The sequence below is a fragment of the Streptosporangium sp. NPDC023615 genome (assembly GCF_040640155.1).
Classification (GTDB): domain Bacteria; phylum Actinomycetota; class Actinomycetes; order Streptosporangiales; family Streptosporangiaceae; genus Streptosporangium.
This window is the reverse complement of sequence record NZ_JBFABE010000014.1, coordinates 47563-61419: the sequence shown is the minus strand read 5'-3', so window position 1 is coordinate 61419 and position 13857 is coordinate 47563. Positions and strand designations below refer to the sequence as shown.

Here is a 13857-nt window from a genome sequence, read left to right as displayed (position 1 = left end):
GACGCTGGAGGTTCGCATGAGCAAGGACAGCTCCCCGGCGCCCGCCGGGGAGGGCAAGAAGGATTCCGCGGACGCCTCCGACCGTCAGGGCGGGAACAAGGGACACAAGAGCCCAGGGAAGGGCACGGACACGACCACGGCGGCCACCGCCGCCTCCAGCGTCGGCATCACCGACGCCGTGATCGAGGCCAACCCCCTGCGCGACCCGCGCGACAAGCGCCTGCCGCGCGTGGCCGGCCCCTGCGTGCTGGTGCTGTTCGGCGTGACCGGCGACCTGGCCCGCAAGAAGCTGCTGCCGGCGATCTACGACCTGGCCAACCGGGGGCTGCTGCCGCCGGGCTTCTCACTGGTCGGCTTCGCCCGCCGCGACTGGAAGGACCAGGACTTCGCGCAGCTCACCCACGACGCGGTCAAGGAGCACGCGCGGACGCCGTTCCGCGAGGAGGTCTGGAAGCAGCTCTCGGAGGGCATCTTCTTCTGCCGGGGCGAGTTCACCGACGACGGCGCGTTCGACGCGCTGGCGATGATGCTCAAGGAGATCGACCAGACCCGGGGCACCGGCGGCAACTACGGCTTCTACCTGTCGGTGCCGCCGAAGTTCTTCCCGGTCGTGGTCCAGCAGCTCAAGCGGACCGACCTGGCCGACGGCCCGGACGACGCCTGGCGGCGGGTCGTGATCGAGAAACCGTTCGGGCACGACCTGAAGAGCGCCCAGGAGCTCAACGCGATCACCAGCGCGGTGTTCCCGGAGAGCTCGGTGTTCCGCATCGACCACTACCTGGGCAAGGAGACGGTCCAGAACATCCTGGCGCTGCGCTTCGCCAACAACCTGTTCGAGCCGATCTGGAACCGCGGGTACGTCGACCACGTGCAGATCACGATGGCCGAGGACATCGGCATCGGCGGCCGGGCCGGGTACTACGACGGCATCGGCGCGGCCCGCGACGTCATCCAGAACCACCTGATCCAGCTCCTGGCCCTGGTCGGCATGGAGGACCCCACCTCGTTCGGGGCCGACTCGCTGCGCAGGGAGAAGGAGAAGGTCCTCAAGGCGCTGCGGCTGCCGGCGGACCTGTCGCTGGCCACCGCGCGCGGCCGGTACGGGCCCGGCTGGCAGGGCGGCGAGCCGGTCATCGGCTACACCGAGGAGGAGGGCATCCCGCCGGACTCCATCACCGAGACCTACGCCGCCGTCAAGGTGGAGATCGCCAACCGGCGCTGGGCCGGGGTGCCGTTCTACCTGCGCACCGGCAAGCGGCTCGGCCGGCGGGTGACCGAGGTGGCCGTGGTGTTCCAGCGGGCGCCGCACCTGCCGTTCAGCAAGGACGACACCGAGATCCTGGGGCAGAACGCCCTGGTCATCCGGGTGCAGCCGGACGAGGGCATCACGGTGCGGTTCGGCTCCAAGGTGCCCGGCACCGCGATGGAGGTCAGGGACGTCTCGATGGACTTCGCCTACGGCGAGTCGTTCATGGAGTCCTCCCCCGAGGCCTACGAGCGGCTGCTGCTGGACGTGCTGATCGGCGACCCGCCGCTCTTCCCGCACCAGCGGGAGGTGGAGCTGTCGTGGAAGATCCTCGACCCGATCGAGGAGTTCTGGAGCTCCCAGGGTCCGCCGGAGGAGTACCCGGCGGGCACGTGGGGGCCGGCCTCGGCCGACGAGATGATGGCCCGCGACGGGCGCGTCTGGAGGCGGCTGTAGATGACCAGCTTCATGCTGAGCGGCACGACCGCCTCGAAGATCTCCTCGCAGCTCACCCATCTGCGTCACCAGATGGGCACCCCCGCGGTCGGCATGGTGCTGACCCTGGTGGTGGTGTGCGGCGAGAGCGAGCAGTACGACGCGGTCCGGGCGGCGACCGAGGCGGCCAGGGAGCACCCCTCGCGCATCCTCGTCGTCATCTCCCGCGACGCGAACGAGCCCAACCGGCTCGACGCCGAGATCCGGTTCGGCGAGTCGACCCCGGGCGAGGTGATCCTGCTCCGCCTGTACGGGGAGCTGACCCGGCACGCCGACTCGGTGGTCAGCCCCCTGCTGCTCACCGACACCCCGGTGGTGGCCTGGTGGCCCGGCGAGTGCCCGGACGTGCCGTCCAAGGACCCGATCGGCATGCTGGCCCAGCGCCGCATCATCGACGCGCGGTCCGCGAACGACACGGTCAAGGCGATCGTCGGCCGGGCCCGCGGTTACGTGCCCGGTGACACCGACCTGGCCTGGACCCGGCTGACGACGTGGCGGAGCCTGCTGGCCGCCGCGTTCGACCAGCCGGTGGGCAAGGTCAAGCGGGGCAGCGTGGAGGCGGTGCCCGGCCACGCCAGCGCCCTGCTGCTGGCGGCCTGGCTGAGCGACCGGCTCGGCGCGTCCGTGAAGGTCTCCGACTCCGAGGGGCCCGGCCTGACCGCGGTGAAGCTGTCGGCCGCCGACGGCGACATCGTGATCACGCGGGCCGACGGGCACCTGGCCACGCTCTCGCGTCCGGGCCAGCCGGACCGCCGGGTCGCCCTGACCCGTCGCCCGACGTCGGAGCTGCTCGCCGAGGAGCTGCGGCGGCTGGACCCCGACGAGGTCTACGAGGCCGCGATCCAGCGGCTCGCCAAGACCGGCAGGTCCTGAGCGACGGGCGCCCCGCGGTGAGCCGCGGGGCGCCCGTCCGCCCGCCGGCGTTCCCGAAGTCCCGCGCCCGAGGTCCCGGGCCGAAAGAGAAGAAGTAGTCCCGTGAGCGTTCCCACCGTGATCATCCACCGTGACGCCGACGTGCTCGCCAAGGCCGTCGCGGCCCGGGTCGTCGTCCGCGCCGTCGACGCGCAGTCGGCCAGGGGCTCGGCCCACCTGGTGCTGACCGGCGGCACCGTCGGCATCGCCACCCTCGCCGAGATCGCCGCCTCCCCGGCCAGGGACGCCGTCGACTGGCGCGCGGTGGACCTGTGGTGGGGCGACGAGCGCTTCCTGCCGTCCGGCGACGCCGAACGCAACGAGACCGGCGCCCGAAAGGCCCTGCTGGACCACCTCGACCTCGCCCCGGAGCGGGTCCATGTGATGCGCGGCCCCGACTCGGGGATGACCGTCGAGGAGGCGGCCGACGCCTACGCCGAGGAGCTGCGGCGCGCCGCCCGTCCCGGGGACCACGTCCCGGCACCGGTCTTCGACCTGACGATGCTCGGCATGGGGCCGGACGGGCACGTGGCCTCGCTCTTCCCCGGCATGCCCGCCCTGTACGACACCCGCCCGGTGGTCGCGGTGCACGGCTCCCCCAAGCCGCCGCCCACCCGGATCTCGCTGACCCTGCCGGTCATCCGCAACTCCGCCGAGGTGTGGGTGATCGCCGCGGGAGAGGAGAAGGCCGAGGCGGTACGGGCGGCCCTGTCGGAGTCGGGGCCGATGCCGGTGCCCGCTGCGGGCGCCCGGGGCGGCAGCCGGACCCTCTTCCTGCTGGACCGGGCCGCCGCCTCGAAGATCCCCTCTTCCTGAGGGGCGCGTTCCCCGCCGGACGCGTCCGTCCGACGGGCGCGTCCACCCGGTGGGGGCGTCCACCCGATGGGGCGGACGTGAACGGCATGCCGAACCGATCGACCGGGTAGGAGGCCCCGTGTCTTTTCTGCGCTACGAGGGCCTGCTGCTGGCCGGGCGCTACCGTCTCATCGCCGAACTGGGCAGGGGCGGCATGGCGACGGTGTGGCGCGCCCGCGACGAGCTCCTGGACCGCGAGGTCGCCGCCAAGGAGGTCGCGATCCCCCTGCACCTGCCCGGCCCGGAGCGCGAGGTCCTCCTGGAACGCACCATGCGGGAGGCGCGCCTGGCCGCGCGGCTGAGCCATCCCAACATCGCCGCGGTGTACGACGTGGTCCGCACCGACGGCAATCCGTGGATCATGCTGCAGTTCATCCGGTCCCGCGACCTCGGAGAGGTGATCGCCTCCGAGGGCCCGCTGCCCGCTCCCGTCGTCGCGCGCATCGGGCTGGAGGTGCTGTCGGCCCTGGAGGCCGCCCACGCGGCCGGTGTCGTCCACCGCGACGTCAAACCGGCCAACATCCTGCTCACCGACGACGGCCGGGCGATCCTGACCGACTTCGGGCTGGCCACCGCCGTGAACGGGGAGCCCGGCCTCACGCGCGCCGGGATGGTCGTGGGCACGCCCGCCTACATCGCCCCCGAGCGGGCCGGCGGCGGCGCCTCGAACGCCGAGAGCGACCTGTGGTCCCTGGGCGCCACCCTGTACGCGGCGGTCGAGGGAAGCGCCCCGTTCGGCCGCAGCACCGTGATGGCCACGTTCACCGCCGTGATGACGACCACCCCCGGGCCGTACCGGCACGCCGGTCCCCTGGCGCCCGTCATCACCGGCCTGCTCGACAAGGACCCCGCCCACCGCACCGGTGCGGCCCGCGCCCGCGAGCAACTGCGGGAGATCGCCGCGCTGTGGGACGGGGAACGGGAAGCCTTCCCACCGTGGAGCCGGAAGGCCCCTGCCGCCTCGGGGCGCGGCGAACAGGACTCCGCGGCACCGGGGGACGGGGAGGGAGGCACCGTCGCGTCGTGGGACCGGGAGACCGGCGCCGCCGAGATCCCCTTCCGCACCGGGGCGATCGCGGCGCCGGTCACCCCAGGCGACATCGCCGGACACCCCGATGCCGGTCCCGTCCCTGATCCCGACCCCGGCTCCGGCCCCCGTCCCGGATTCGTGCCCGCCCCCGCCTCCGGCCCCGTCTCCGGATCCGGTCTGATCCCCGGTCTCGGTGCCGGGGCCGGTGACCGTCCGCGTACCGCTCCGGCGCGCCGGAGGGTCATCGGACACCGGTGGCTCGCGGCCGGCGTCGCGGCGCTGCTCGCGGGGGTTCTCGTCACGACCGGCGCCCTCACGTCCGTGTGGTGGAGCGGCGAACCCGGCCGTTCGACGCGGGACACCCCTTCCAGCCCCGACCCCACCACGACGCTCCGGCTCGACCGCGCCACCGAGGCGCGGACGGTGACCGGTGAACGATCCACCTCCGGCCGCCGCGACCGGTCCACCTCCACCCCCCGCCCCCGGCGCACGTCCGCCCCCACGCCCGCGCCGCGCACCCGGTCCACCTCCACGCCGAGGATCCGCTCCACGTCCGCGCCCAGCGAGCCTTCCGCGCCCCTTCCCCGGCCCACCGCCGCCGGACCCGGCACGACGAAGCCCACCACCGCGCCCACGGCCGCCAACGCCGAGCCGAAGCCCGGCAACGACACCGGGAGCGGGAACAACGGGAACGGCGGCGGGAACAACGGAAACGGGAACAACGGGAACGGGAACGGCGGCGGGAACAACGGGAAAGGAAACGGCAGGAAGGGCTAGCCGGAGCCCGCCGAGCTTCTCGGGCGGCACGAGCGCCCCCGGCGACGACATCGATCTCGTCGGGACCTCCGCCCTGCTCTGCGGGTTCACGCCGGAGGCGCGTAACGCGTCACGGACCGGCGTGGCGGGATGTCACGGTCACACGTGCTGACGGGCTCACGGCTCGTCTCCGTTCACGCACCGAGGCGTCACGTCCGCCGCTCTCGCGACGGAATGCGTCCGGCGATGAGCCGTCGGCCGTAATCACACTGTGCGGTGGAGACGTCACAGATACGCTTACCGCGGCAGAAGGCCTGCCCTATCAGCACCGTGCGATGGAAAGGAGGTGGAGGTGATGGTGATGACCGTCAAGACACATCGCATCGAGATGCGCACGGACGCGGCCACCGAGGCACTCATCGTGCAGGCCGCGGAGGCCACGGGAGAGTCCACCTCGTCTTTCGTGCTGCGCGCGGCCCGCGCGGAGGCCGGTCGGGTGCTCGCCCGACCGGATGTCACATTGATGCCCGCCGAGCAGTTCGACGAGTTGCTCTCGTCGCTCGACGAACCGGACGACGCGCCCGTGCTCCGCAGGGTCGCGCGGCGACGGCCCGGCTATCACGAATCGGCATGACCTGGCCTTCGCGTTTCCTTCGTGAGGAGCACGACCCCGGCGGCTTCGACCGCTCGGTCCCGCTCATGAACGAATGGCTTGTCAGGACGGCGCTTCGCGCCCGGAGGTCGGACACGGCACGCACCTACGTATGGTCTCCCCCGGACACCGATCACATCGTCGCGTACTTCTCCATCACCCCCACCGAGGTCCGCCGCGCTGAGGCCGGCGGCTCACTCTCCGGCGGGGTGAGCATCGTGCCCGGCTACCTTCTGGCGAGGCTTGCCCTCGATCACCGTCTCCACGGCCGGGGACTGAGTTCGGATCTGCTGGTGAACGCCATATCCAAGATCGTTTCAGCTTCGGAGACGGCGGGAGGTCGCATCATCGTGGTCGACGCGATCGACGGCCGTGCCGCCGACTTCTACGCCTTTCACGGATTCCTTCCGGTCAAGGACAATCCACGACGACTGGTGATGAAGATGGCCACTGCGCGGGCGGCACTCGCCTCCTCCTGAATCTTGACCGACAACCCGAGTTCGCGGCTCCGGCCGCTGGCGAACACGGACGGGTCATTACCGTCGCGGGCGGCGAACCGGTGATCGTCGATCCGGGCGACGACGCCTTCCTGCGTGATCGGCACCAGTTCGGCGAGCTCGTCGCCCCGCACCTGAACCTGCTGCTGCACGGGCACACCCACGAGGGCCGCATCGACAGCTACGGCGCCGACGCCTTCGCCGTACGCTGCGCGGGCAGCACCGGGGTGCGCAAGGAGGCCCGCCCCGACGACGTGCCCAACCAGTATCAGCTCGTCAAGGTCACCCCCAGGAGCCTGCAGGTGTACGCGAGGCGGTACAACGCCTCCCGTTACCGATGGGAGGGTGACACGAGCATCGGGAGCAACCGGGACCAGGTCACACGCCGGTTGAGGCGGTCCTTCGACGACTGCCACGCCACCTTTCCCTCCCTCGCCTCGCGGGACGACGACCATGACGAGGAGGCGGACCCTCCTGCGCCGGATGTATCTCGAGGCCGAGGAGCGGGCCATCGAGGCGTACACCTGGTACATACGGGACCGCGTCAGGAAGCGGGTCTCCTCCAAGGCGTTGCGAGGGGCCGCGATCGTGCTGGCCGCCGCGGGCGGGCTCCAGCCGCTGGCCAGCGCGGCCGGTGCGGGGGGCGGCCTGGGGTGGGGTTACGTGCTGCTGGCCTCGGGTGGTGTCTGCGTCGCGTTCGACCACTTTCTCGGGCTGTCGTCCCGCTGGATGCGGGACATGGTCTGCGCGCAGGAGATCCAGTCGCGGTTGCACGCCTTCCAGCTCGACTGGGCGGTGCTGAACGCGCGCGACGCGGCCGAGCAGCGGCCGGTTCCGGTGGAGGAGTATCTCGAACTGCTCCGGGTCCTCATCACCGACCTGTCGGCGACGATCATCGGGGAGACCGGTGAGTGGGTCGCCGAGTTCCGGAGCGGGCTGGCCCAGCTCAACCCGCCCCCCGGCCAGAAGTGACCTCCGGTCGTCCGGTTCCGTATGGGGTCATCGATGGCCGGCGTGGGTTCAGTTCGGGAACGTGCCGATTGAGGTGACGGTGTCGATCTCGGTGAGGATCTCCCGTTTGTCCTGCGCGTCCAGGCCGGAGGCGTGCACGGCGTTGCGGGCCAGCGTGGCGAGGGTGGCGCGGTCCAGGCCCAGGTCCTCGGCGGCGACGCGGTACTCGCGGCTCAGGCTGGTGGCGAACATGGGCGGGTCGTCGCTGTTGAGGGTGACGAACAGGCCTTCCTCGATCATGCGGGGCAGCGGGTGGTCCTCGATGCGGGCGACCTGGCCGGTGCAGACGTTGGAGGTGGGGCAGACCTCCAGCGGGATCTGCGTCTCGCGCAGGTGGGCGATCAGGCGGGGGTCCCTCATGCAGGAGGTGCCGTGGCCGATCCGCTCGGCGCCGAGGTGGTCCAGTGCCTCCCAGATGGTCTCGGGGCCGCTCATCTCGCCCGCGTGCGGCAGGCTGCGCAGTCCCGCGGCCGTGGCGGCGCGGAAGGCGTCCCGGAAGGCGTCCCGGTGTTTGGGGCGTTCCTGTTCGATCCCGGCCAGGCCGAAACCTACCAGCGCGCGGGGAGGTTCCTGGAGCGCGTGGTCGAGGGTGATCCGGGCCGCCTCGGCGCCGTACTCGCCGGGGATGTCGAAGACGTAGGCCACCCGCACCCCGTGTTCCTCGCGGGAGCGGCGGGCCGCCTCGTCGAGGGCCTCGGTGACCTCGCGCATCGGCATGCCCATGACGTGGTGGGCGTACGGCGTGACGGTCAGCTCGACGTAGCGGGCGTTCTGGCCGCCGAGGTCGCGGGTCAGGCCGAGCACCAGGGTGGCGACGTCCTCGGGCTCGCGGACCAGGGCGTTGACGGCCTGGTAGATCTCGGCGAAGTGCGGGAAGTCACGGAACCGGTAGAAGGCCCGCAGCGCCTCCTCGTCGGTGGGGACGACGCCGCCCGGGTGGCGGCGGGCGAGTTCGAGAACGGTGGGGACCGAGGCGGAACCGACCAGGTGGACGTGCAGTTCGACCTTGGGGAGCGCGTCGATGAAGGCGTTCGGCGTCATGCCGGGACCCTACGCACTTCCCGTCCGGCGACGAAAGCCGTTTTCAATGAAATTAACACAAGAATGTACGATTCCTCGGACGAGGGGGTGCGCGGGGTCGCACGGGGCGCGCCGTGAGGGGTGAAATCCTCCGGTGGATCTCCTCCCGCTCGCCCGGCGGCTGGCGCATAGTGGGGGTCAGGCACCTCGACACCCCTCTTGGAGGCTCCCCGTGTTCGAGCGCTTCACCGACCGTGCCCGCCGCGTCGTGGTCCTGGCGCAGGAGGAGGCCCGCCGCCTGGGTCACGGGCACATCGGCACCGAGCACATCCTGCTCGGCCTGATCCGCGAGGAGGACGGCGTCGCCGGTCGCGCCCTGCGGACGTTCGGCATCACCGGCGAGCAGGTAAGGACCGACGTCGAGGAGATCATCGGCCGGGGCGAGCAGACCGGCACCGGCGCCATCCCGTTCACCTCCCGCGCGAAGAAGGTGCTGGAGCTGTCCCTGCGGGAGGCGCTCGGCCTGCACCACGGTTACATCGGCACCGAGCACATCCTGCTCGGCCTGATCCGCGAGGGCGAAGGGGTGGCCGCGCGCGTGCTGGCCGCCAGGGGCGCGCGCCTGGAGGCGGTGCGCGTCCAGGTGATCATGGTGCTCGGCCGGCGCGACGTGCGCGGCGCGCTGGCGTCGGAGGAGAGCCTCCCGTTCATGGAGACCTCGGTGGAGGCCCGGCTGGACCGCGTCCAGGAGAGCCTGGACCGGATCGAGCGCAGGCTGGCGGCGATGGCCGGGGAGGACGCCTCCCCCGGCTCCGGGGAGGAACCGCCGGCGTCAGCTCCCTCACCGCCCGGCGACGTGCCCGGCCGGCCGGACGCCGATCCCGGGGACGACCCGGGGCCGGCGCCCTGGGAGAGGCCCGGGGCCTGAGGGCCCTCACCCGGGAGGGAACCGGGAAGGGCGGGGAGGCGGAGGGCCGGGGACGGGCCCGCGCCCACCCCCGACGGGAGGCGCGGGAGTGCGTCCCGTCGTTCCGGGACCCCTGAGCGGTCCCGGAACGGGGAGGACGCGTGACGGGTCAGCTCGGGGCCGCCGTCGCCATCACGCCCACGGCCAGCCTGGCTTCCATCACGCCGGGGTCCTCGGTGTGGTTCAGGGTCGCGCCGAGCGAGACCAGCAGCCTGCGCATCCGCGTGTTGTCCGACAGCAGGGTCGCCCTGACCTCGGCGAACCCCAGGTCGCGGGCCTGGCGGACGAGCACCCCGGCCAGATGGGTCCCCAGCCCCCTGCCCTGCCAGCGGTCCTCGACGAGGAAGGCCATCTCGGCGGTGCCCGGGTCCGGCGTGAACATCAGGCTTGCGACGGCGATGACCTGGCCGTCCTGACCGGCGACGACCGAGTGCCCGCGGGTGCGGTCGCAGAGACGGTCGAAGACCCTGGGCGGCAGCGCCGGCATCGAGGTGAAGTAGCGGAACCTGCGGGCCTCGGGCGAGCAGCGGTCGTGCAGGTCGCGTACGGCCTCGCGGTGCAGGCCGGTGAGCGGCCGGACCTGGATCTCGGTGCCGTCGGAGAGCTTGAACTCGCGGTCGTCGCCGGTCTGCTCCGCCGGAGGCTGCGCCAGCCGTACGAAGGAGGCGGCGCGGGCGGCCTCGGTGAGGGTGAAGGGGAGCTCGGAGCGGCGCACCCTGATCGCGCGGCGCGCGGTGACCGGGACGGTGAGCAGCGTCGGGTCGGGAAGATCGCTCATCTCCGAACCGTAGACCCAGCGGGAGTCCTCGGCGCGCAGCAGCTCGCCGAGCAGCTCCGGCAGGCGCCAGGGCGTCGTGCGCACCCGCGAGGCCAGCAGCAGGACCCGGGTGGGCTCGTCGGTCAGTTCGTGCGCGGTGGCGGTGACGACCTGGACCTCGCGGCCCCCGGCGGCCTCGAGCGCCTCGCGTACCGCCTCGGCGCCGGCCGGGATGTCCGTGACGAACTCGTCGACCGTGCCGTTCACGTCGGTCTGGACGCTCAGGCCCAGGATGTTGCCGCCCTTGGCGGCGAGCGCGGCGGCCAGTGAGGCCAGGCGCCCCGGCCTCTCGTCGACGGTCGTACGGATTCGAAGAAATCCCATCAGAACGCTCCCTCTGTCAGGAGATAGCCTTGCCTGATCCTGTTACGGGACTGCTACACGGGAGTGAGCCCGCCGTTACATATGACAAGATCACTGATTACGTGGCCGGACGGCGTTCACACAACGATTTCCGTTGCCAATTATGCCTACATAGACGGATATAGCAGGATATGAAGCTATGAGTACCCGTGTTCCCCTGGCTGGGGATTTCGTCAACGGAGACGTCTCCTTCTGGTACCGCTCCCTCGGCCTCCCGGCCGCCGGGGAGCCCCTGGACGGCGACCTCGACGCCGACGTGGCCGTCGTCGGCGCCGGGTACACCGGCCTGTGGACCGCGTACTACCTGAAGAAGGCCGCCCCGGGCCTGCGGGTCGTCGTGCTGGAGAAGGAGTTCGCCGGCTACGGCGCCTCCGGGCGCAACGGCGGCTGGCTGGTCGGCGAGCTGGCGGGCACCCCCGAGCGCTACGCCAGGACGCACGGCGTGGACGCGGCCAAGCGCTTCCAGCGGATCATGTTCGACAGCGTCGACGAGGTCGTGGCCGTGGCGAAGGACGAGGGCATCGACGCCGAGATCGTCAAGGGCGGCGTCACCACGGTCGCCACCAACGCCGCCCAGGACCGGCGGCTGCGCGAGCTGCTGGCCCACGAGCGCCACTGGGGCTGGACCGAGCAGGACGTGCGGCTGCTCGACCCGGCCGAGCGGGAGGAGCGGCTGCGGGTGAACGGCGCGGTCAGCGCGATCTGGAGCCCGCACTGCGCCCGCATCCAGCCCGCCAAGCTGGCCCGCGGCCTGGCCGACACCGTACGGGAACTGGGGGTGGAGATCTTCGAGCGGACCCCGGTCACCGAGATCGCCCCGCACGAGGCCCGCACCCCCTACGGCACGGTCCGCGCCGGTCACGTCATCCGCGCCACCGAGGGCTTCACCGCCGAGTTCGGGCAGTACCACCGCGCGTGGCTGCCGATGAACAGCTCGATGATCGTCACCGAGCCGCTGGCGGCGGAGCTCTGGGAGGAGATCGGCTGGTCCGGCGGCGAGCTCCTCGGCGACATGGCGCACTACTACATGTACGCCCAGCGCACCGCCGACGGCCGGATCGCGTTCGGCGGGCGCGGCAAGCCCTACCTGTACGGCTCGCGGGTGGACGAGCGGGGCCGCACCCACTCCTGGACGATCGAGGCGCTGTGGGAGCTGCTGACCGGCATGTTCCCCGCCGTCCGGGCCTCCCGGGTGGCGCACGCCTGGTCGGGGGTGCTGGGCGTGCCGCGCGACTGGTGCGCCACCGTGCACGTCGACCGGGCCACCGGCGTCGGCTGGGCGGGCGGCTACACCGGCCACGGGGTGACCACGGCCAACCTGGCCGGCCGTACCCTGCGCGACCTGATCCTGGGCGAGGACACCGAGCTGGCGGGTCTCCCCTGGGTGGACCGTAAGGTGCGAGGCTGGGAGGTGGAACCGCTGCGGTGGATCGGCGTGCACGCCATGTACGACCTCTACCGGCGGGCCGACGCCCGGGAGAACGCGGGGCTCGGCCGCACCTCGGTGCTGGCCCGCGTCGCCGACTCCATCACCGGACGCTGACGCCGGACACCGACGACGGCCGCGTCCCCACGCCCAGGAGAGCCATGCCCCCCACACCCGTGAGCGACCTCCTCTTCCGCGGCGGCCGGGTCTTCCTCGCCGCCGGCGCCTTCGCCGAGGCCGTGCTGGTCCGCGACGGCCGGATCGCCGCCGTGGGCACCGAGTCCGACGTGGCGGCGCTGGCCGCCCCCGGCCACGAGACCGTGGACCTGGACGGCGCCCTGCTGACCCCCGCGTTCACCGACGCGCACATCCACCCCGTGCAGGCGGGCCTGGAGCGGGCCAGGTGCGACCTGTCAGCGGTCTACGGCCTGCCCGAGTACCTGGAGCGGATCGCCGCCTACGCCGGGGCGCACCCCGAACGCCCGTGGATCGACGGCGGCGGCTGGGACATGTCGGCCTTCCCCGGCGGCCTGCCGCACCGCTCCCAGCTCGACGTCGTCGACCGCCCGGCCTACCTGATCCAGCGCGACCACCACGCCGCCTGGGTGAACACCCGGGCGCTGGAGCTGGCCGGGATCACCCGCGACACCCCCGACCCCGCCGACGGCCGCATCGAGCGCGACCCCGACGGCACCCCGAGCGGCGTGCTGCACGAGGGCGCGATGGACCTGGTCGGCCTGCTCACCCCCCGCCCCACCCCCGGAGACCTGCACGACGCCCTGCTCGCCGCCCAGGAGCACCTGTTCTCCCTCGGCATCACCGGCTGGCAGGACGCCATCGTCGGCTCCTACGCCGGCTCCGACGACCCGCTGCCCACCTACCTCGCGGCGGCGGCCTCCGGCGCGCTGCGGGCCCGCGTGGTGGGCGCGCTCTGGTGGGACCGCACGCGCGGCGCCGAGCAGATCCCCGAACTGCTGGAGCGCCGCCGCTCCGCCGAGGGCCTGGAGCGGTTCCGCGCCACCTCGGTGAAGATCATGCAGGACGGCATCGCCGAGAACTTCACCGCCGCGGTGATCGAGCCCTACTGCCGCTGCGGCGGCACCGGCCTGTCGTACGTCGAGCCCGCGCTGCTGCGCGAGTACGTCGCCGAGCTGGACCGGCACGGCTTCCAGGTGCACGTCCACGCCATCGGCGAGCGGGCCGTGCGCGAGGCGCTGGACGCCTTCGAGGGGACCGACCCGGCCAACCGCCACCACATCGCGCACCTGCAGGTCATCGAACCCTCCGACGTGCCGCGCTTCGCCAGGCTCGGCGTGACCGCCAACCTGCAGCCGCTGTGGGCCACCCACCACGCCCAGATGGACGAGCTGACGATCCCGTTCCTGGGCGAGGAGCGCTCGTCCTGGCAGTACCCGTTCGCCGACCTGCTGCGCGCGGGCACGCGGTTCTGCGCGGGCAGCGACTGGCCGGTCTCGGTCGCCGACCCGATCCAGGGCATGCACGTGGCCGTCAACCGCACCGAACCGGGCGGCTCGGTGCACGCGGGCTACCCGACGGCGCAGACCCCGTTCCTGCCCGGCCAGAGCCTGGACCTGGCCACGGCCCTGACCGCCTACACCGCGGGTTCGGCGTGGATCAACCGCGACGACGACGCCGGGAGCATCGTCCCGGGCAACCGCGCCGACCTGGTGGTCCTGGACCGTGACCCGTTCGCCGGACCCGCCGCCGACATCTGGCGGACGGCGGTGGCCATGACCTTCGTCGACGGCCAGGAGGTCTACCGCCGCTGACCGCTCGCGCCCGGCCGCCT

At 72.5% G+C, this 13857-nt stretch carries 12 protein-coding genes and 1 pseudogene; 10 read left to right on the top strand and 3 right to left on the bottom strand.

Annotated elements, in window-relative coordinates:
- The first annotated feature begins 16 nt into the window (after window positions 1-16).
- The 6 genes from zwf (at window position 17) to AB0G16_RS13710 (ending at window position 6425) form a co-directional block, all read left to right on the top strand.
- A complete protein-coding gene (gene zwf / locus AB0G16_RS13735) occupies window positions 17-1702 on the top strand; it encodes a glucose-6-phosphate dehydrogenase (protein WP_362803696.1) in 1686 nt (561 codons plus the stop codon).
- Window positions 1703-2614: a glucose-6-phosphate dehydrogenase assembly protein OpcA gene (locus AB0G16_RS13730; RefSeq protein WP_362803693.1), complete on the top strand. Its 912-nt coding sequence runs from the start codon at window positions 1703-1705 to the stop codon at window positions 2612-2614.
- A 102-nt stretch (window positions 2615-2716) separates the two neighbouring features.
- Window positions 2717-3469, top strand: coding sequence for a 6-phosphogluconolactonase (gene pgl, locus AB0G16_RS13725; protein ID WP_362803691.1), 753 nt, complete (start codon window positions 2717-2719; stop codon window positions 3467-3469).
- Between the two features lie 118 nt (window positions 3470-3587).
- Entirely contained in the window at window positions 3588-5315 is a 1728-nt protein-coding gene (locus tag AB0G16_RS13720; RefSeq protein ID WP_362803688.1) for a serine/threonine-protein kinase, read from the top strand.
- A 334-nt stretch (window positions 5316-5649) separates the two neighbouring features.
- The gene (locus tag AB0G16_RS13715) at window positions 5650-5928 is read left to right on the top strand and encodes a DUF1778 domain-containing protein (protein WP_362803913.1); all 279 of its coding nucleotides are present in this window, start codon (window positions 5650-5652) and stop codon (window positions 5926-5928) included.
- The gene (locus AB0G16_RS13710) at window positions 5925-6425 is read left to right on the top strand and encodes a hypothetical protein (protein WP_362803685.1); all 501 of its coding nucleotides are present in this window, start codon (window positions 5925-5927) and stop codon (window positions 6423-6425) included. The genes AB0G16_RS13715 and AB0G16_RS13710 overlap by 4 nt, the downstream gene beginning before the upstream one ends.
- Here AB0G16_RS13710 and AB0G16_RS13705 read toward each other — a convergent pair.
- Window positions 6341-6595, bottom strand: coding sequence for a hypothetical protein (locus tag AB0G16_RS13705; protein ID WP_362803682.1), 255 nt, complete (start codon window positions 6593-6595; stop codon window positions 6341-6343). The genes AB0G16_RS13710 and AB0G16_RS13705 overlap by 85 nt on opposite strands.
- A gap of 301 nt (window positions 6596-6896) precedes the next feature.
- Between AB0G16_RS13705 and AB0G16_RS13700 the strand changes: the two genes are divergently transcribed.
- The gene (locus AB0G16_RS13700) at window positions 6897-7415 is read left to right on the top strand and encodes an SLATT domain-containing protein (RefSeq protein ID WP_362803679.1); all 519 of its coding nucleotides are present in this window, start codon (window positions 6897-6899) and stop codon (window positions 7413-7415) included.
- A 48-nt stretch (window positions 7416-7463) separates the two neighbouring features.
- Here the strand turns inward: AB0G16_RS13700 and add are convergent, their stop codons facing one another.
- Entirely contained in the window at window positions 7464-8495 is a 1032-nt protein-coding gene (gene add / locus AB0G16_RS13695; RefSeq protein ID WP_362803676.1) for an adenosine deaminase, read from the bottom strand.
- A 211-nt stretch (window positions 8496-8706) separates the two neighbouring features.
- Between add and AB0G16_RS13690 the strand changes: the two are divergent.
- Window positions 8707-9132, top strand: a pseudogene (locus AB0G16_RS13690) (Clp protease N-terminal domain-containing protein); the annotation flags it as partial.
- Between the two features lie 418 nt (window positions 9133-9550).
- Here the strand turns inward: AB0G16_RS13690 and AB0G16_RS13685 are convergent.
- Window positions 9551-10582, bottom strand: a complete 1032-nt coding sequence (locus AB0G16_RS13685) for a GNAT family N-acetyltransferase (protein ID WP_362803673.1) — start codon at window positions 10580-10582, stop codon at window positions 9551-9553.
- 178 nt (window positions 10583-10760) lie between these two features.
- On the opposite strand from AB0G16_RS13685, the gene AB0G16_RS13680 reads away from it, so the two are divergent.
- Window positions 10761-12164, top strand: coding sequence for an FAD-binding oxidoreductase (locus tag AB0G16_RS13680; protein ID WP_362803670.1), 1404 nt, complete (start codon window positions 10761-10763; stop codon window positions 12162-12164).
- 44 nt (window positions 12165-12208) lie between these two features.
- Window positions 12209-13837 (top strand): amidohydrolase, encoded by a 1629-nt coding sequence (locus tag AB0G16_RS13675; protein WP_362803667.1) that lies wholly within the window; start codon window positions 12209-12211, stop codon window positions 13835-13837.
- Window positions 13838-13857: the final 20 nt, after the last annotated feature.